The sequence below is a fragment of the Enterococcus haemoperoxidus ATCC BAA-382 genome, from assembly GCF_000407165.1.
Classification (GTDB): domain Bacteria; phylum Bacillota; class Bacilli; order Lactobacillales; family Enterococcaceae; genus Enterococcus_L; species Enterococcus_L haemoperoxidus.
The window spans coordinates 524,561-543,387 of record NZ_KE136479.1 but is presented as its reverse complement, the minus strand read 5'-3'; the positions used below and the strand labels follow the sequence as shown (position 1 = coordinate 543,387).

At 35.3% G+C, this 18,827-nt stretch carries 19 protein-coding genes; 8 read left to right on the top strand and 11 right to left on the bottom strand.

The window, feature by feature from the left end; all coding sequences use genetic code 11:
• Positions 1-3: 3 nt before the first annotated feature.
• Positions 4-2,085, bottom strand: coding sequence for a DNA topoisomerase III (locus I583_RS02610; RefSeq protein WP_010763001.1), 2,082 nt, complete (start codon positions 2,083-2,085; stop codon positions 4-6).
• A gap of 188 nt (positions 2,086-2,273) precedes the next feature.
• Between I583_RS02610 and I583_RS02605 the strand changes: the two genes are divergently transcribed.
• The 3 genes from I583_RS02605 to I583_RS02595 all read left to right on the top strand — a co-directional run bounded on the left by I583_RS02605 (position 2,274) and on the right by I583_RS02595 (position 3,718).
• On the top strand, positions 2,274-2,987 hold the full coding sequence (locus tag I583_RS02605; protein WP_010763000.1) for a DsbA family oxidoreductase: 714 nt from the start codon (positions 2,274-2,276) through the stop codon (positions 2,985-2,987).
• 147 nt (positions 2,988-3,134) lie between these two features.
• Positions 3,135-3,344: a helix-turn-helix transcriptional regulator gene (locus I583_RS02600; RefSeq protein WP_010762999.1), complete on the top strand. Its 210-nt coding sequence runs from the start codon at positions 3,135-3,137 to the stop codon at positions 3,342-3,344.
• Positions 3,341-3,718, top strand: coding sequence for a hypothetical protein (locus I583_RS02595; protein ID WP_010762998.1), 378 nt, complete (start codon positions 3,341-3,343; stop codon positions 3,716-3,718). Before I583_RS02600 ends, I583_RS02595 begins: the two co-directional genes overlap by 4 nt.
• Before the next feature lie 44 nt (positions 3,719-3,762).
• On the opposite strand, the gene I583_RS02590 is transcribed toward I583_RS02595, so the two are convergent.
• Complete coding sequence (locus I583_RS02590) at positions 3,763-4,128, bottom strand: DUF1033 family protein (RefSeq protein WP_010762997.1); 366 nt, start codon at positions 4,126-4,128, stop codon at positions 3,763-3,765.
• Positions 4,129-4,350: 222 nt separating this feature from the next.
• On the opposite strand from I583_RS02590, the gene I583_RS02585 reads away from it, so the two are divergent.
• The gene (locus I583_RS02585; RefSeq protein ID WP_010762996.1) at positions 4,351-4,746 is read left to right on the top strand and encodes a hypothetical protein; all 396 of its coding nucleotides are present in this window, start codon (positions 4,351-4,353) and stop codon (positions 4,744-4,746) included.
• 24 nt (positions 4,747-4,770) lie between these two features.
• Here I583_RS02585 and mnmA read toward each other — a convergent pair whose 3' ends face one another.
• From mnmA to I583_RS02560, 5 genes are all read right to left on the bottom strand, one after another.
• The gene (mnmA, locus tag I583_RS02580; protein ID WP_010762995.1) at positions 4,771-5,895 is read right to left on the bottom strand and encodes a tRNA 2-thiouridine(34) synthase MnmA; all 1,125 of its coding nucleotides are present in this window, start codon (positions 5,893-5,895) and stop codon (positions 4,771-4,773) included.
• Positions 5,896-6,098: 203 nt separating this feature from the next.
• Positions 6,099-6,440, bottom strand: coding sequence for a DUF1831 domain-containing protein (locus tag I583_RS02575; RefSeq protein ID WP_010762994.1), 342 nt, complete (start codon positions 6,438-6,440; stop codon positions 6,099-6,101).
• 82 nt (positions 6,441-6,522) lie between these two features.
• Positions 6,523-7,668 carry a cysteine desulfurase family protein gene (locus tag I583_RS02570; protein WP_010762993.1) on the bottom strand — a complete coding sequence of 382 codons (1,146 nt, stop codon included), beginning with the start codon at positions 7,666-7,668 and terminating at the stop codon, positions 6,523-6,525.
• 84 nt (positions 7,669-7,752) lie between these two features.
• Complete coding sequence (rarD, locus tag I583_RS02565) at positions 7,753-8,649, bottom strand: EamA family transporter RarD (protein ID WP_010762992.1); 897 nt, start codon at positions 8,647-8,649, stop codon at positions 7,753-7,755.
• Positions 8,650-8,781: 132 nt separating this feature from the next.
• Positions 8,782-9,747 carry a ribose-phosphate diphosphokinase gene (locus I583_RS02560; RefSeq protein ID WP_010762991.1) on the bottom strand — a complete coding sequence of 322 codons (966 nt, stop codon included), beginning with the start codon at positions 9,745-9,747 and terminating at the stop codon, positions 8,782-8,784.
• Positions 9,748-9,991: 244 nt separating this feature from the next.
• On the opposite strand from I583_RS02560, the gene I583_RS02555 reads away from it, so the two are divergent.
• The 4 genes from I583_RS02555 (at position 9,992) to efaA (ending at position 13,857) form a co-directional block, all read left to right on the top strand.
• On the top strand, positions 9,992-11,176 hold the full coding sequence (locus tag I583_RS02555) for a serine hydrolase domain-containing protein (protein WP_010762990.1): 1,185 nt from the start codon (positions 9,992-9,994) through the stop codon (positions 11,174-11,176).
• A 145-nt stretch (positions 11,177-11,321) separates the two neighbouring features.
• Positions 11,322-12,077 (top strand): metal ABC transporter ATP-binding protein, encoded by a 756-nt coding sequence (locus I583_RS02550; protein ID WP_010762989.1) that lies wholly within the window; start codon positions 11,322-11,324, stop codon positions 12,075-12,077.
• Entirely contained in the window at positions 12,074-12,931 is an 858-nt protein-coding gene (locus I583_RS02545) for a metal ABC transporter permease (RefSeq protein ID WP_010762988.1), read from the top strand. The genes I583_RS02550 and I583_RS02545 overlap by 4 nt, the downstream gene beginning before the upstream one ends.
• Complete coding sequence (gene efaA / locus I583_RS02540) at positions 12,928-13,857, top strand: Mn/Fe ABC transporter substrate-binding lipoprotein EfaA (protein WP_010762987.1); 930 nt, start codon at positions 12,928-12,930, stop codon at positions 13,855-13,857. Before I583_RS02545 ends, efaA begins: the two co-directional genes overlap by 4 nt.
• Before the next feature lie 44 nt (positions 13,858-13,901).
• On the opposite strand, the gene I583_RS02535 is transcribed toward efaA, so the two are convergent.
• The 4 genes from I583_RS02535 to I583_RS02520 all read right to left on the bottom strand — a co-directional run bounded on the left by I583_RS02535 (position 13,902) and on the right by I583_RS02520 (position 18,821).
• The gene (locus tag I583_RS02535) at positions 13,902-15,440 is read right to left on the bottom strand and encodes an ABC-F family ATP-binding cassette domain-containing protein (RefSeq protein WP_010762986.1); all 1,539 of its coding nucleotides are present in this window, start codon (positions 15,438-15,440) and stop codon (positions 13,902-13,904) included.
• 631 nt (positions 15,441-16,071) lie between these two features.
• Positions 16,072-17,268, bottom strand: coding sequence for an amidohydrolase (locus I583_RS02530; RefSeq protein ID WP_010762985.1), 1,197 nt, complete (start codon positions 17,266-17,268; stop codon positions 16,072-16,074).
• A gap of 15 nt (positions 17,269-17,283) precedes the next feature.
• Positions 17,284-18,117 (bottom strand): MetQ/NlpA family ABC transporter substrate-binding protein, encoded by an 834-nt coding sequence (locus I583_RS02525; RefSeq protein WP_010762984.1) that lies wholly within the window; start codon positions 18,115-18,117, stop codon positions 17,284-17,286.
• A gap of 23 nt (positions 18,118-18,140) precedes the next feature.
• Positions 18,141-18,821, bottom strand: a complete 681-nt coding sequence (locus tag I583_RS02520; RefSeq protein WP_010762983.1) for a methionine ABC transporter permease — start codon at positions 18,819-18,821, stop codon at positions 18,141-18,143.
• Positions 18,822-18,827 lie beyond the last annotated feature (6 nt).

The following is an 18,827-nucleotide window of genomic DNA, read 5'->3' as shown; positions in this document are numbered from 1 at the left end:
AAATCAATCTTGCTTCATTGCCGCTTTCAATGCTTGTGCCAATGCACTTTCTTCTGGTTCTTCTTTTTGTGAATATTTCTTCATCAACTTACGTTCTTCATGTTTTGTAAGCTTCTTGTTGCGTTCTTTTTTGTCTTGCATTTTTTCAGTAATTGAGCAGTATTTACATTTGAAATATGAACCATTTTTTCCATCGATGATTTCCATTTTTCGGTGACACTGTGAGCAACGGTGATTCGAAACTTTTGGATCTTTTCTACGGCGATAGTTACAATCTTTATTAGAACAAACATAGATTTTACCGTCTTTCGTATTTTTCTCACGTAAGTTTGAACCACAATCTGGACATTTCTTTTGCGTGATAGAAAAATCTTGGTATTTGCTTTCGCTTTGTTTAATCTCATTGACAAGCTTTTTAGTGTCTTGCTCGATTTCTTTTAAGAAAACCGTACTGCTTTGTTTTCCTTTAGCGATAGCTTCTAATGTTTTTTCCCATTTTTCTGTTAGCTCTGGGGTTACTAATGATGGGTTGACTAGTTCAAGTAGTTGCTTACCTTTTGGTGACACATTTAAACCGTTGGTATTGCGCTCCATTAATTCTGATTTAATCAGTTTTTCAATGATTTCAGCTCGTGTAGCTGGAGTTCCCAAGCTGTGTTTTTCCATCAACCCTAAAAGAGTTCCTTCAGTCAATGGTTTTGGTGGTGCAGTTAGTTCTTTATTGATAGTGAAATTTGGTGGAATCACCATTCCTAATGTCCAGTCAACAGATGGAACAACCTCTTCTTTTTCTTGTTTCCAACCAGCAACTTCAACTTTACTTTGACGGAAGATAAATTGTTCTTTGCCAAAGCTTACGGTTACTTTTGTTTGTTTTGTACGATGGGATTCAGCAAACATTCCTAAGAAACGCGTGACAATCATATTATAGATTTTTTGTTCATCGCCACTTAATTTTTCATAACGTGGGCGTTGTTCTGTTGGGATCAACGCATGGTGATCTGTCACCTTCTCATTTTGGAAGACTTTAGTCAGTTTGACTTGTCCGCCGTCTTTGATATAGGTTTTGACTTCTGGTGCAAAATCACTTACTGCTTGCAGACGCTCTTTCATCGTTGCTCTCATATCTGTGGTTAAATATTTGCTATCCGTTCTTGGATAGGTCACAATTTTGTGGAATTCGTAGAGACTTTGAACGAGCGATAATGTTTTCTTCGCTGAAAATTGGTAACGTTGATTGGCTTCTCTTTGGATTTCAGTTAAATCATAAGGGAGTGGTGCTTGTTCTGATTTACTCTTTTCTTGAATATCCGTTACTTTTCCTTTGCCTTCACTTAATTTTTTTACAAAGGCTTCTACATCGTTTCGCTCTTTAAATGCGTATGGGTTACTTTGAACCAGTTTAGCTTTTTCTTTTTGGACTTGCAAATCCACTGAAAAATAAGCTTGTGGTCTAAAGCTTTCGATTTTCTTTTCTTGTTGACGAACTAAAGATAATGTCGGTGTTTGTACACGTCCTGCCGATAAGCTATCTTGGTATTTCACTGTTAATGCTCTAGTCACGTTCAATCCAACTAACCAGTCAGCTTTTGCCCGAGCCAAAGCAGAATAGTACAGATTATCATATTCTTTAGCTGGTCTTAATTTTTTAAAACCATCTTTGATTGCTTTGTCTGTTTGAGAAGAGATCCATAAACGTTTGACTGGTTTATTAAAATGAACATACTCTAAGATCCAACGTGCGACGAGTTCTCCTTCACGTCCTGCATCTGTTGCAATAACCGCTTCTGTAACATCTTTTCTATTCGCTAATTGTTTGATTGCTTTTAATTGATGGCCAGTTTTTGGTAATGGTTTGATTCCTATATTTTTTGGCACCATTGGTAAAGTTTCCATTTGCCAAGATTGCCATTCTTTGTTGATATCTTCTGGCATTTTTAAGCCTAACAGGTGTCCTAATGCCCAAGTCACAATCACATTAGGTCCTTCATAATAACTTTTATTTTTTTGATTTGCGCCTAGTACTTTACTTAAATCTTTGGCAACACTAGGTTTTTCAGCAATAATTAGTTGTTTGTTTGCCATTTCGTTCACTCACCTTCTGTATTCCTTATGTAAATTGTATTCATCTCAAAAATGTCAATACGTTGATTTTACCACACTCTGTATATTCTTTTCGCCTCTAATTTAAGCTTTTTAATTGAAATGTAAATAGAAGAACTTTATACTTACTAATTGTAAGTATAAAAAATAATGATTATCAAGGAGAAACTATGATCACAATTGAATTTTTTCACGACGTTATCTGCAGTTTTTGTTTTCCCATGTCCTATAGAATGAGACAAGTCCAAAAAAAGATGCCCGAAATAAAGATTATTCACCGCTCTTTTGCTTTAGCTAGAAATGAAGAAGACCATGAGCGAATGTTTGGTTCTAGAGAAAATGCGAAAAGCGAGATTTTATCGCATTGGGTTCATGCTAATCAAAATGATGATCTTCATCGGTTTAATATTGAAGGAATGCAAGAAGCTGATTTTCTTTTTCCAACTTCTATGAACGGTTTACTTGCTGCAAAGGCAGCGGGTGTCGTTGGCGGGGAAACTGGTTATTGGGCTATTTTTGATGCATTGCAAACAGGTTTATTCGTTAATAGTCAAAATATTGATGATATTACTGTGATTGAATCGATTGTTAAAGATAGTTCGATTGATTTTGAAAAATGGCAACAAGCTTTTACTGATCCCACAACTTTAGCTTTAGTTGAAGACGATTTTCGTTTAGCAAATGCTTACCAACTTACAGGCGTCCCCGCCTTGATTGTTAATGGAAAATACTTGATCAGCGGTGCCCAGCCAATAGAGCAAATCATCCAAGCAATTCAGTCAATCAAAGAAAAAGAAGCTCCGATCATTGAAGTGATCGAAAATAATGACTCAAGAAATGGCTCTTGTAATATGGAAGATGGAAAATGGGTTTGTGAAGATTGATTTATACCAACATAAAGAAAAGCAACTTTCTAAAGAATCTTTGTTGCTTTTCTTTTTTGATAAACAAGTAAAGATATCTTTACTCTTCAATTCGACTCTGCTACAATTAAGTAAAGATATCTTTACATAAATTAGGAGCTTATAATCATGAACGTTCATAATAAGATTAAAGAAATACGTGAAAGTAAAAAGATACCCCAAATTCAGATGGCCACTGATTTAGGCGTGTCTAGACAAACAATGAATGCTATTGAAAAAACGAAGTATAACCCAAGTTTGGCATTGTCTTTAAAAATAGCAAAATATTTTGATATGCCTGTCGAAAAAATTTTTCAGTTAGAGGAGGAAAATAAATGATATATATACAAATACTTATAATGATTATTTTTATAGTTGCCGCATTATTTGCGATAGCATCTGTTTTTAATGCTATCAGTGTACTGCTTCAGGTAAAAAAAGGAAACCTAGATGAATTAGAGAAAAAAACTGTTTCAGATTCATTAGTCTATACTATGTTCGTTCTGTTGTTTTTGCATTTGATTCAATTTATTTTAGGAATGATAGTCAATTTTATGCCAGATAGTCAATTCCATTACTACCCAATTATTTCTGGTGGACTACCTTTTAGGGAAGTCATGGGAAATTCCCCTTGGCATTTCGAAGCGCTCTTTTTCGACTTCTTGATTTTTTCAATCATTTATTTTTTCAGAAAACGAAAATATAGAGATTAAGATACTATTCTAGTATCTTAATCTCTTACCTTTCTCTCAGCGTTCTAAACAAGGCTAGATTTACAACATTTCGGTTTTGCACAATCATTATGGCGCTCATGAAAATCATCGCCACTTTCAAATGTCACAGCTTGCAAATCTTTCAGCAAAGCCAATCCCTTATATTGTTGAAGATCTTCATCGCATTCTTCACACCAACGCTCGTCACCTTCACTCCAAAAAGCTGCTAAATAATTAACTTTTGTATTTATGTACTCATATGTTGAAGAAAGTTCTTGCCATTTTTTTATGTAGTAACGTTCCGCATCTTCTAAACAGTTAAATGTTTTATTTTCTTCGATATCTTCCTTCCAGTCTTCAAAAAACCACCAAGGCTCATTATCGCCGTACATTGTAACAACTTGGTACATTGTTTGATCACTCCAATTCTTTCTACAAGAGCTATTCTAGTCACTTAGTATAAAATTTTCAACTTAAGTGCTTGTGAAATAGTTTTTTGTTTAAACGTTCATTATTTTAATTTTACCATAAGTTATTCTAAGTGAAAGAATAAACGTTGTTTTTCTTTTATTTGATTGCGAATAGAAATAGCATTTGCTAAAATATGGAAAGAACAGAAAGGAACGTTTCTTATGATGAAAAAACCTGTATTTTGGAACTCGATTGCGATTTATTTACTTTTATATAATAATATTTTGCTTGTCATTTCATTGATCATGGCGTTAAAAGCTGTGGTTGAAGGAAATGGAACTTTTGGAGCGGATGTTTGGTATCAGATTTTTGTTTTTCTCATTTATATTATTGTGATTGCCGGATTAATGACTGGTGGTAAAAAAGGATATATAGCCTCAATACTCTTTATCCCATTCATCTTTCTCATGTATTTTTACCCTCCGATGATGGTCAGCATGTTTCCTAAAATGATCATGTTAGCATTTCGTGTGGTTGAATTCGTTTCGATGATTTATCTGGTTGTTTCACCAGAATCTAGAGCTTATGTACAACATTCCAATCAAAAAAACGAGTAGGAATTCTCTCTACTCGTTTTTTTTTTAGATATATTGTAATACTTTTTCTTCTTGGTAGGCTTGATCAATCAATCCCCCACCAAGACATTCCATACCGTCATAAAAGACAACAGCTTGACCTGGCGTAATTGCACGAACAGGTTCAGAAAAGATTACTTTGGCTGTCGTTCCATCACCAGTTAGGACAACTTTAACGGGTATATCATCTTGACGATAGCGGAATTTCGCCGTACATTCAAATTCTTTTGGCATTTCCGTATCAACAGTGAAATGAATTTCACTTGCATCTAAATGCGTTGCATATAATTGTTCATGATGAAACCCTTGTCCAACATATAATGTATTCGTTGCTAGATCTTTCCCGACTACAAACCAAGGTTCCTGTGAGCCCTTGCCACCACCAATACCTAAGCCTTGGCGTTGACCGATCGTATAATACATCAAACCATCGTGTTGTCCTTTGATTTCCCCATCTAAAGTAACCATATTTCCTTTATTAGCAGGTAAATAGGTACTTAAAAATTGTTTAAAGTTCTTTTCTCCAATAAAACAGATACCTGTTGAATCTTTTTTCTTCGCTGTTGCTAAATCAGCGCGTTCTGCAATTGCGCGAACTTCTGATTTTTCCATGCCGCCTAATGGGAACATCGTTTTAGCTAATTGCGCTTGAGATAATTGACTCAAGAAATAAGTTTGGTCTTTATTATTATCTACACCGCGTAACATACGTACGGTGCCGTCTTCTTTTCTTTCGACTTGGGCATAATGTCCAGTTGCTACATAATCTGCGCCTAATTGCATCGCGTACTCCAAGAAGGCCTTAAATTTGATTTCCTTATTACACATTACATCAGGATTTGGCGTCCGTCCCAATCGATATTCTTTAAGGAAATATTCAAATACACGATCCCAATATTCCTTTTCAAAGTTAACTGAATAATAAGGAATACCGATTTGATCGGCAACTTTCGCTACATCTTTGTAGTCTTCGGTGGCTGTACACACACCATTTTCATCCGTGTCATCCCAGTTTTTCATAAAGATACCCACGACGTCATAGCCTTGCTCTTTTAAAAGCAACGCCGTAACAGAAGAATCTACACCTCCGCTCATGCCAACAACGACACGAGTTTTGCTGTTATCTGTCATTTGATCACCATCATTTCAATTTAGATTCTGAATGCATCTACGATTTGAAGGTCGTAACTTTTCAGTGATACTTATTATACTAGTATTTTAGAAGAAGTAAAGGCATTAAGAGTGAACAACTTTCTTCTTTTCAAAAATTTTCTTCATTTTGAAAGCAAAAAAATAAGACTTGATCTTTTTCGATCTTGTCTTATTTTCAAAATTCAAGCTTTTTCCAAAACATCACGGCTAATCATACCATCCATCAAGAAATAAAACTTTTCCTGACTCATTTCATGAGAGTCGCTCTTAAAGATATTCATAGATTTCAAGCCATTTGCCGTTGTCACTGACATTTTCAGTGTTTTCAAATCTTCAGCGATCGTAATTTTTAATTTAAAGCCTTCTTTACTTTGGGGTGTTGCATCCAAGGGACGAATCAACTGAAAATTTCCTGAATTCGTTTCAGTGAAACCATTATCTTTTAATGTGTATTTTTTTGCTTGTTCATTTACCTTATAAAATACCGTACAACCTTCTACTGTTGCTTTTTCTTTAAATGCCATTTCTCCACCTCTTTATTTATTGTCTCTTTTATTATAGTTGGTACGCTTTCTTTTTACTAGTTCTAATCCTATTTTTCTTAAATTACTGCTTAATTTTTTGAATTGTTTCAATTAATATTGCTGTGAATCGTTGAATTTGCTCTTCATCATTGCCTAATCCAAAACTGATTCGAACAGATTCCTTGATTGCAGGATGATTCTTACCATACATCGCTTCTAAAACATGAGAAGGATCTACTGTTCCAGCAGTACAAGCTGAACCTGTCGAGATTGCTACACCTTGAAGATCTAAGTGCATCAATAATAAATCACTTGGAACATCTAGAAATCGTAAATTCAGAATATGAGCTAGCTTATTTTCAGGATTACCATTGATTTGATAAGAAATTTGCGCTTTATCTAATTGTGTTAAAATAATACGTTCAAACTCAGCATATTTTTCATGTCGTCGTTGTTTTTCACTTTCAGTCAAAAGCTCAACCGCCTTGCCCATCCCTGCAATACCAGCTAAATTTTCTGTTCCAGCTCGACGTTTTTCTTCCTGCTCCCCACCATGTAAAAATGAAGGCAATGAAATAGCATCATTTTTAAATAAGAAACCGACACCTTTTGGCCCATTGATTTTATGAGCCGCAATACTTAACAAATCGACCCCAAGTTCATGAGGTGAAATCAGTTCAGAACCATATGCTTGGACAGCATCTGTATGAAAAACTGCTGGATGAATTTTTAGTAATTCTCCAATTTCTTTGATTGGTAACAAATTGCCAATTTCATTATTGCCGTACATCACAGAAACCAATGTTGTATCTTCTCGTAACGCATTTTCAAGATCTGTCATTGCCAATTCTCCATGCTCATCAACAGGCAGATAGGTTACTTCAAATCCTAGACCTTCCAAATACTTCATTGTTTCCAAAACAGCTGGGTGCTCAATTGCCGTTGTGATCAGGTGCATTCCTTGCGCTTTTCTAGAAAGTGCTGTTTCAATGATTGCTGTATTATCTCCTTCAGTACCACCGCTATTAAAGATGATTTCATGAGGTTTGACTTTAAGGCTTGTTGCAATCACTTGCCGGATATCTTCTAATGCACGATGCGCCTTTCTGCCAAATGTATGGATACTAGACGGATTACCAAACGTATTGGCCAATTCACTGGCCATTATCTCAATAACTGCTGGATGTGTTGGAGTTGTTGCTGCGTGATCTAAATAAATGGGTTCCACTGAACTCGTCCTTTCTGAATCATTTTAATTGGAATTATTTTAACATACCTCACACTGTTCCTCAAAGATTGGTTCTTACACTACTTATTTAACAAAGCGTTTTTCCTTGCGATACGTATAAATATTGCCATACGTAAAGACTGCTATCCCTGCCCAAATAAAACCAAATGCGATAAATTGATCTACTGAATAAGGTTCGTGGTATAGAAATAGTGCAGATATCAACATTAATGTTGGCCCTACATATTGAATGAATCCTAGAATAATATAAGAAATTTGTTTTGCCGCTTGTGCGAAAAGTAATAACGGAATCGCTGTAACGATACCTGCTCCCATCAACAATACATTAGTGGATACTTCATAATTCATAAACCCTTGTCGTGAAAAGAAAACTAGATAAATCAGAGCAACTGGAAAAATGACAAAGGTCTCAATCGTCAAACCAGTATATGAGCTTACCGTCACGCCTTTTTTGATCAAGCCATAAAAACTAAACGTTACAGCCATAACTAAGGGGGCAATAGGAATTTCTCCCGTTTGGATCGTTAATAAAAGAACACCTGCCAAAGCTAGTCCACAAGCGATCATTCCTGAACGACTCAATTTTTCTTTCAAAATCAATGTTGCTAGCAAAACATTCACTAGAGGATTCATATAATACCCCAAACTAGCTTGAGTAACATGTCCTTGACTAACTGTGTAAATAAAGGTAAACCAATTCACTGAAATCAATATAGCTGCACAAATAATAGCAAATAATTTTTTCTTATCCTGTAATACAATTTTGACTTCGGCTAAAAATAATGCCCATTTTTTTGTAATCAAAATATAAACGATCATAAATAAAAATGACCAGACAATCCGATAACATAAGATATCTAAAGGATCAACTGTTGGCAGCAACTTCCAATAAATTGGAATGATCCCCCAAAATACATAAGCGATAAATCCTAACAAAATACCCTTTTTCTGTTCGTTCATATGTTTAGTCCCTTTCTTTTACTCGTAACATTTGTCATAAGTACGTTTTAATCAATCAAAATAAATACTAAAAAGAAGTTCAGTCTAAAGCAATAGCTGAACTTCTTTCTTGGTTTAAACAGATTATTATTATTATTTTTCTTCTAAACGAAATAGCGGACTCATTGGTGTATTTTCATGAATTCTTTTTACTGCTTCACCCATCAGTTCAGCACAAGAAACGATATTCAAGGCTTCTGGTTTACGGTCTTCAGAGATAAATACAGAATCAGTCACACAAATTTGTTCAATTGGTGAAGCATCTAACGTCTCTTTAGCACCTTTAGACAATAAACCATGAGAAGCACAGGCGTAAATGCATTTTGCGCCATTCTCTTTTAAAATCTCAGCGGCAGTTGTCATCGTACTACCTGAATTTAAAATATCATCAACTAAAATACACGTCTTGCCTTTGACCTCTCCAATAACATATCCTGAGCGCACACCATCAACTTCATCTTGGTCAATGATCGCTAGTGTTGCATCTAAATACTCAGATAAACTTCGGGCACGCTGTACACCACTATTTTTAGGTGAAACGACTACGATGTCTTCACCTGTCAATTGTTGCTGGCGATAATTATGCGCAAATAGCGGCATCGTAAATAAATTATCTACTGGAATATCGAAGAATCCTTGGACTTGAACTGTATGTAAATCCAATGTCAGCACTCGTGTAGCACCAGCTTCTTCCAATAGATTAGCAACTAATTTCGCTGTGATCGGTTCTCTTGGTTTAGCTGTTCGGTCCTGTCTGGCATATCCATAATAAGGTAACACCACATTAATTGTTTTAGCACTTGCTCGTTTTAATGCATCAATCATGATCAACAATTCCATCAAATTATCATTGACTGGAAGATTGGTCGACTGAACAAGAAAAACATGGTCCCCACGAATACTCTCTTCAATATTGATTTGAATCTCTCCATCACTAAATTGGCGTACCGTGCTTTTTCCCAGTTCAGTCCCGACAACTTCAGCAATTTTCTCTGCTAAAGGACGATTGGCATTCAAACTAAAGATTCGTAATGTTTTATCCTGGTATTTTTGGGTCATGATTTCCTCCGTGATCTAGATATTTTTCTATTCTTACTAATTTGAAACTTCATATTCTATTTTACCACTGATTCTAAAAAAAATCATGGATCTTTTTCTAACTTGTGACAAATAGTTGAAAAAAATTCGACGATTAAACGAAGAAATTTCGTGCTTACAAAACTGTTCGTCAAATCGCTTAGGATCACCTTGATTTTCTATAGTCAATGAGCAAAAATAAAGGATACTCGGAGGTGATCGACTCATGCATCAAAACAAACATCGCAAAAAAAGTAATCTCTTGATACCAACAATCGTTTTATTTATTTTAATTTTTCTTGTCGGCTTAGAAGTATATCTTTTATTTTTTCAAAATCATACCAGTCCTACTAAATCTACAAATGAGTCGACAAGCAAAACCACGCAATCATCGGCTATACTCACTAAAGATGCCCAACAAGCAGAAAACTTCAATCAAGAGGTACGCCCTGATTCAGATTTGGCTAAAGGGATTGATCAAAAGTTAACAGAAAATCAATTTGTTGGATCTGCTTTAGTTATTCACAACGGGCAAATTATTTTACAAAAAGGATTTGGAGATGCAAATATAGCGAAAAAATTACCAAACACGTATCAATCGAATTTTCAAATTGGTTCCATTCAAAAAGGTATGACTGCTGTTTTAATTTTACAGCAAGTTCAAGCAGGAAAACTATCTCTTGATGATACCCTAGACAAATTCTATCCTGATATAGCAGATAGTTTCAAAATAACAATCCGTCAGTTACTTTCTATGTGTTCTGGATTGTATCAAAAAGAACAACCTAAAGTTCGAATGTCTGATGATGAATTCCTTCGCTTTTCGATTTCAAATGCTGCAATGGGTATTTATGGTAAATACAAATACGAGGCAGTCAATTATCGAATTTTAGCTGGGATTTTAGAAAAATTAACCAATATATCATATCGCACACTTTTTGAGCAAACCTTTATCAAGAATTTACAGTTGCGAAATACATTTTTTTATGATGATTTCCTAAACTCACTAAACCGAACGTACGCCTATAAAAAACCAGATGAAACAGGTGTTACATCTGAGATTAGCGACGACCCTTTACTGTTTGACCAAGAAGTTGGTACAGGAAATATCGGGATGAGTGTTGGCGATCTCTACTTATTCTACTCAAACTTGCTTGAAGGAACGTTTATTGATCAAAAAACGATAGATCAACTCTGGACTTCTGATACATTAAAAAAATATATGGGCGGTATTTATAATTACCCTAATTATATCAAAGGACATGGAGCAGAAGAAGGTTTTGAATCAACCGCAATGATTTCAAAAGATCGAAAAAATGCAGTGATTCTCCTTTCAAATCAACCCTCTAAAGGTAAAAATCAAGGAGAATTAGCGAGTACTAGTTTTAACTTATTAGGACCTTATAATTAGTCAATGATCTGACAAAAGCTGGGAGACAATACTTGTTTCCTAGCTTTTTTCGTATCGTTTTTAGGCAAACCTAAAAAATGGATTGATTTTAATTTAAGTTTATCATATACTTATTTTAAGGCAAACCTAAAAAGGAGGTTTTTTTATGTCTATAAATAATAATAATCTTACAATCGAACATTTAACAGTTAGTTATCAAGGTCAAAAAGCCTTAGTCGATATTTCTTTACAAGTTCCTGCTGGGAAAATCACTGGAATCATCGGTCCAAATGGTGCAGGAAAATCTACTTTTCTAAAAGGCATGCTAGGATTGCTTAAGGCAGATTCTAGAACGGTATTTATAGGAGACCAACCTCTTAATACTCAAAAGAAAAGAATCGCTTACGTCGAACAACGTAGTGCATTAGATTTGTCTTTCCCTATCAATGTATTAGAGGTCGTTCTTTTAGGAACTTATCCAAAACTTGGAATCATGAAGCGTCCTGGGAAAAAAGAAAAAGAAGAGGCTTTAGCGTCACTAAAAACAGTTCAATTAGAAGAATTTGCTAAGCGTCAGATTGGTGAATTATCAGGTGGACAATTACAGCGAGTATTCATCGCTCGAGTACTTGCACAAAAAGCAGATATCATTATTTTAGATGAACCATTTGTAGGCATAGATATGACGAGTGAAAAAGTCATCATGGATATTTTAAAACAATTAAAAGAAGCTGGAAAAACCATTTTGATCGTACATCATGACCTTCATAAAGTGGCTCATTATTTTGACGATGTAATCATTTTGAAGAAAAAACTAATCGCAAATGGCCCTGTTGTAACAACTTTTACCAATAAAAACATTCAATTAGCATACGGTGACACAATGGGCGATATTATTATCAAAGGAGTGGCTGACGCATGATAGCAAATTTTATTGATGGGTTGGTTCGTTACCAATTTCTACAAAACGCTTTGATCACTTCGATCATTGTTGGATTGGTTTCAGGAATCATTGGCTCATTTATTGTTTTACGAGGAATGTCCTTGATGGGGGATGCAATTTCACATGCTGTACTTCCTGGGGTAGCGGCTTCTTATATGTTTGGTGTCAATTATATCTTTGGCGCTTCGATCTTTGGTATTTTAGCTGCTTTATTGATTGGGTTTATTACGCAAAAAAGTCAATTGAAAAATGATACAGCGATCGGTGTCGTTTTCAGTTCATTTTTTGCTTTAGGAATCATTATGATCTCTTTCGCAAAAAGCTCGACTGATCTTTATCACATTCTCTTTGGAAATGTTTTAGCGGTTCGAGATTCTGATATTTTGATTACCGCAATTGTTGGGATCATCGTGTTGATTTTTGTTGGATTATTCTATAAAGAATTGCAAATTACTTCTTTTGATCCAACAATGGCACAAGCATACGGATTAAATGTTCAATTTTTCCATTACGCTCTGATGTTTTTATTAACATTAGTTGCTGTTTCTTCTTTACAAACAGTTGGAACAATTTTAGTGATCGCCATGTTGATCACACCTGCTGCTACTGCCTACTTGCTGACCAACCACCTGCCTACAATGATTACCTTAGCTTCACTTTTTGGAATTCTAAGTTCAATCATCGGCTTATTCTTTAGTTATTCGTATAACTTAGCATCAGGTGCGACAATCGTTTTAACCGCTGCAGCATTTTTCGTTATCGCGTTTCTATTTTCACCTAAAAAAGGACTATTTTTTGTCAATAAACTAAAAACGGAGGAACCAACTTTATGAGAAAAAAAATACTTTTTATCACAGCACTCGCTAGTTTATTTTTACTAGCTGCTTGTCAGTCTAAGTCTGCAGATACCTCAGACAAAGAAAAAATCAATGTTGTTGCAACGAACTCGATTCTTGCCGATATGGTCGATAATGTTGGAAAAGATTTAGTCAATCTACACAGTATCGTGCCTGTTGGAACAGACCCGCATGAATATGAACCATTGCCAGAAGATGTTGCCAAAGCCTCTGAAGCAGACGTTTTATTCTTCAACGGACTTAACTTAGAAACAGGCGGAAATGGTTGGTTCAACAAGCTGATGGAAACAGCTAAGAAAAAAGAAGATCAAGACTTTTTCTCCGTAAGTAAACAAGTCGAACCAATGTATTTAACCAGTGCTGGGCAAGAAAATGAGCAAGATCCACATGCTTGGTTAGATATCCAAAACGGTATTTCTTATGTGGAATCAATCAGGGACACATTAAGTGAAAAAGACCCTAAAAATAAAGAAACCTATGAAAAAAATGCGAAAGAATACATTGAAAAACTAGCTGCTTTAGACAAAGAAGCAAAAGAAAAGTTCGCAGATATTCCAGAAAATAAAAAACTACTGGTTACAAGTGAAGGTGCCTTTAAATATTTCTCTAAAGCATACGGATTAACAGCTGCCTATATTTGGGAAATCAATACAGAAAGCCAAGGAACACCTGATCAAATGAAACAAATCATCGATCAAATCCACAAAACAAAAGTCCCTGCTTTGTTTGTTGAAACAAGTGTAGACAAACGTAGCATGGAACGTGTGTCAAAAGAAACAGATTTACCAATTTACAGTACGATTTTCACTGATTCCATTGCTAAAAAAGGCGAAGATGGCGATAGTTATTACGCTATGATGAAATGGAATTTAGATAAAATTCATGATGGATTGATGAAATAAAAAACTGCTTCTGACCTTGTTTAAAAGGTCAGAAGCAGTTTTTTTCATTGTATCAATTCTTCGATATTGATTACACGATCTGTAATATCTGTATAAAATTCTTCTTCATGCGAAACAATAATGACCGTTCCCTGAAATTGTTGAATTGCTTGACGTAAGCTCTCTTTTGCTGCTGCATCGATATGATTCGTTGGTTCATCTAAGAAAATAATGTTACTTGTATCCATCGTCAATTCACTTAGTTTTACTTTCGTCTGCTCTCCGCCACTTAATAAACGCAATTGCTGATTTACTAACTTATCTGGTAGTCCACATTTTGCTAAGTATGTGCGAATTTCTTTCACTGTTTTTTTAGGAAATCGATCACTTAAATAAGCTAAAGGGGTCAAATAATCATTTTCCCACGTCAAATCTTGTGAGAAGTAAGCAACCCTTGTATTTGATGGATATTGGTATTCACCACTGATTGGGTTGATTTTACCCGTTAATGTTTTGATCAAGGTTGATTTACCAATCCCATTAAAACCCTTGATTGCCACTTTTTCTCCACTGTGAACAGATAGATTGATCGGTGCTAATAAAGGTTCAGCATACCCAATCACTAATTCATCTGTGATCAATGCTAAACTTGCCACGATCGGTTGATAGGGAAACTGAATTTGTGGTTTTACTAAACTACCTGGTGGTGCCATACGCTCCACTCGGTCTAATTGCTTTTGACGACTTTTCGCCATGGTTGCACGATTCCCTGCTTTGTATTTTCGAATATAAGCCTCCGCCTTTTCTATTTTTGCTTGTTGGGCATGGTATTGTTTTAAATAGCTTTCTTTGTTTTGTTCTTTTTGAGCAAATGATTTTTCCACATTTCCTGTATATTTCGTTAATTTGCCAAATTCAATGTCACAGATGCAATTTGTCACAGCATTTAAAAAATGAAAATCATGAGAAACCAAAATAAAGGTTCCATCAAAACCATTTAAATAATTGATTAGCCACTGAATATGAGTATCATCTAAATAATTTGTCGGTTCATCTAATAGTAAAACATCTGGTTCTTCTAAGAGTAGCTTCGCTAAAATAACTTTAGATCGTTGCCCACCACTTAATTCATTCATTGGACGGTCTAATCCAATTGCTTCAATTCCCAGACCATTGGCAAGATCATTGATGATTGTATCGATTTGATAAAAATCACTTTCATCTAGCTGAGTTTGTAAATTCCCAGCTCGTTCTAATAATTTCTCTGCACCAGTTTCACCATATTCAGTGTATAGTTCATTGATTTTGCTTTCGATTTCGTATAACGGTTTGTATGCTTGATGTAGAAATTCATTGATTGTACTGTTCCCAATGACTTCAACATATTGATCCAAGTAACCAATTTTTGTATTATTTTGCCATACGATCGTTCCATCGTCTGCCAAAATTTCACCTGTTAAAATCTTGACTAAGGTTGATTTTCCTACACCATTTTGACCTGTTAACCCCATATGGTCTCCTCTATTGACGCGAAGCGATGCGTCTTCATAAAGAATTTTTTCACCAAATCGTTGTGTTAAGTGTTCGATTGTTAATAGATTCATAATTTTTCCTCTTTTCCGTTTTCACAAAGATTTTTTTGATCTCTTTGCTGTTCATTCGTTGTAAATCATAGTAAATATCTGTTTTATCTATTCAATAGTTAAAGCTGCTTAAACATCAATTTCGTACGTTTAGCTGAAAGGTCGTTTATTTATCAAATCAAAAAAACAAGCGATCGAATAGGCCCCACCTATCTATCCCTTGTCAGTATCAACAAAGGACAACGCACGAAACACGTTGTCCTTTGATTAGCACTATAAAAATCAAGATCATCGTCAAAAGCAACACTAAATAAGACTACAACTTAGTCTCAAAAATTCAGTATTTATTTAGACGATGAAGCATTCATTTTATTAGGCTCCACAACAATGCTTCATCACATTCATTTGTCGGGAGCTACTTCTTTTCACAAATTTATCTGAAAGAAAAAACATTCTTAATCACCTTTCTTTACAAAAAATAGTTTAACATAATTGTTTTGAAAAGCAAGAATGTTGCTATATCTTCTATCCTCTTTGTACAATGTGCTGAATCGTTTTATTTTTATCTTTAGACGTTTCTTTTTTCCAAGTGCAATAAAAAACATAATTATTAAAGTCTATAATACTTCAATAATTATGCTTTTACATGTTACTATCCGATTGAATTTAAATACGTCAGTGCATAACGCACATGAAATTCTGTTGCTAACGCCAATCCAGCTTCATCGATATCAAATTTTTCATGATGATGGCCATATTGTGTATCCGGATTGTCTAAATTTCGTGTTCCTACTCGACCATAAACGCCAGGTGCTTTGAGTAAAAAATCAGCAAAATCATCTGCACCTAAACTCTTAGTATGATCTGTAACGACATTCTCATTTCCAACTATTCCTGCTGCTACTTTTTGTGCTAATTCAGTTGCAGCATCATCGTTGATCAAAGGTCCTGCTGCATCATGAATAGTAAAAGACGAAATTTTTGTTCGATGGGCTTCCGCAATTTGATTTGCAATCTCTTCCACACGTTTTAAAACAAATGCACGTGTCTCATGACTAAATGCTCGGACTGTTCCTTCTATTTTAGCATGGTTGGCCACAATATTATATCTAGTTCCAGCATCAAGTACGCCGATTCCAACGACAATAGGATCTAACGGACTAACTTCTCTTGCAGCTATTTTCTGTAGTTCTACGACAATACTTGCCGCTGCTAATACAGCATCCCGTCCAACATTTGGTTGCGCCACATGACTGCTTAAGCCTTCAACTTCAATTTTAAATATATCACAAGAAGCATTTGTGGCTCCTTTAGTCGCGACTAATTTCCCCACAGGAACACTTGAATCTAAATGGATACCAAAAACTTGATCGATATTATCTACAAAACCACCATCGACAAATTGACAAGCGCCAGCACCAATTTCTTCTGCTGGTTGAAAGGCTAATTTAATTGTTCCAGCAAACTCGTCTTTATGATTTTTCAAAACTTTTGCGGCGCCTAACAATGCTGCAGCGTGACCATCATGACCACATGCATGATTTAACCCAGGATTTTTAGATTGGTATTTTTTCCCTGTTGCATCTTCTAATTCTAAAGCATCAATATCAGCTCTTAAAATGATTGTTTTACCAGCTTTTCCTCCGACGATTGTTCCAAGTACTCCAGTTTCTCCTACTTCTTCGAATGGAATAGACAGCTTGTTCAGTTCTTCTTTGATTCGTTTGATTGTTTCAAATTCCTTTAAACTAGCTTCCGGATATTGATGGAAATGACGTCTTAAAGCGATCACTTCATCTGCATTTTGCTGAATTTCTTCTTTGATCGATTGTTTCGTTACTATAGTCATTTTATCGTCCTCCTCTTATTTTCTGCCGAATGTTTCCCATGCTGGAATACTTGACCCTTTTGATGTTTCTTCGATGACTTTTTTTGTTTCTTCTTGTTGATAGGTGTCGACTACTTTATTGTATGTTTTATTTTCTTTATCTGCTTTACGTGCAACAATGATATTGACATAAGGTTTTGATGTTTCATCCACAGGTTCTAAGAAAATCGCATCTTTTGTTGGGACAAAACCAGCATCTACAGCCATTCCACTATTGATCACCGATGCATCGATATCTTGAAGTGCTCTAGCCGTTTGTGATGCATCTAATTCTGTTATTTTTAAATCTAATTTATTTTCTGTAACATCACTTACGGTTGGTGTTTGCTTCTTCGCAGGATCCACTTTAATTAGCCCAGCACTTTGTAATAACAATAACGCTCGACCGCCATTTGTCGCATCATTTGGAATTGCGATTTCAGCACCCTTTTTTAACTCTTTGACATCTTTAATTTTAGAAGAATAAATACCTAATGGCGCACTAACCGTATTCCCAATCGACACAAGCTCTGTTTTGTGTTCTGCATTATAGTTATCTAAGAAAATCTGATGCTGGAATGAGTTCAAATCAATTTCTTTCTCTGCTAATGCAGCATTTGGTTGCGTATAATCAGAAAATTCAACAAGCTGAAGGTCGATTCCATCCTCTTTCAAACGTTCCTTTACTGATTCTAATACTTCATTATTCGCACCAACAACACCTAATTTTACGACTTCATTCTTTTCACTTTTGGCACTCCCCGCAGAACATCCTGCTAATGCAAACCCAACTGTTAAAACTAATCCAATAATTTTAATTGTTTTTTTCATTTAAATTTCCTCTTTTCGTTTTTTTAATGTGATGTTTTCTTAATCAATGTGTTACTTATAAACTGACTGGCAAATACTAAAACTAAGATAATCAATGTTGCGACAACTGTCACATCCGTTTGGAATCGGTTGTAACCTCTGGTAATTGCTAAGTTGCCTAACCCACCAGCGCCAATTGCGCCAGCCATTGCGGTTAAACCAATTAAATTGATGATTGTAACAGATGAAACGCGGATAATACTTGGTAAGCCTTCAATTAAATAAACTCTAAAAATAATTCCCAAAGGACTTGTTCCCATTGATTCCGCTGCTTCGATCACACCTGGATCAACTTCTAATAAGGCGTTTTCGATTTGACGTGCAAAAAATGGAATCACCCCTATCACCAACGGGACTAAAGCAGCCGTTGTTCCAATCGTTGTTCCTGTTAAAAAACGAGTGATCGGCTGGATCAATGCCAACATGATGATAAAGGGAATGGATCTACAGATGTTGATAATTTTTTCTAAAATATTATAAAGAACATTATTCTTTAAAATGCCTTCTGGCCCTGTTGCAACAAGTACAACACCAAGTAGCGTTCCTAAAATTCCAGCAATGATCGCTGTCCAAAAAACCATGTATAGTGTTTCGATCGTGCTATCAATAAATTCTTGTTTTAGTAATAAGACATTAGGAAAATAATTTTGTAAAACGTCTTTCATATAATT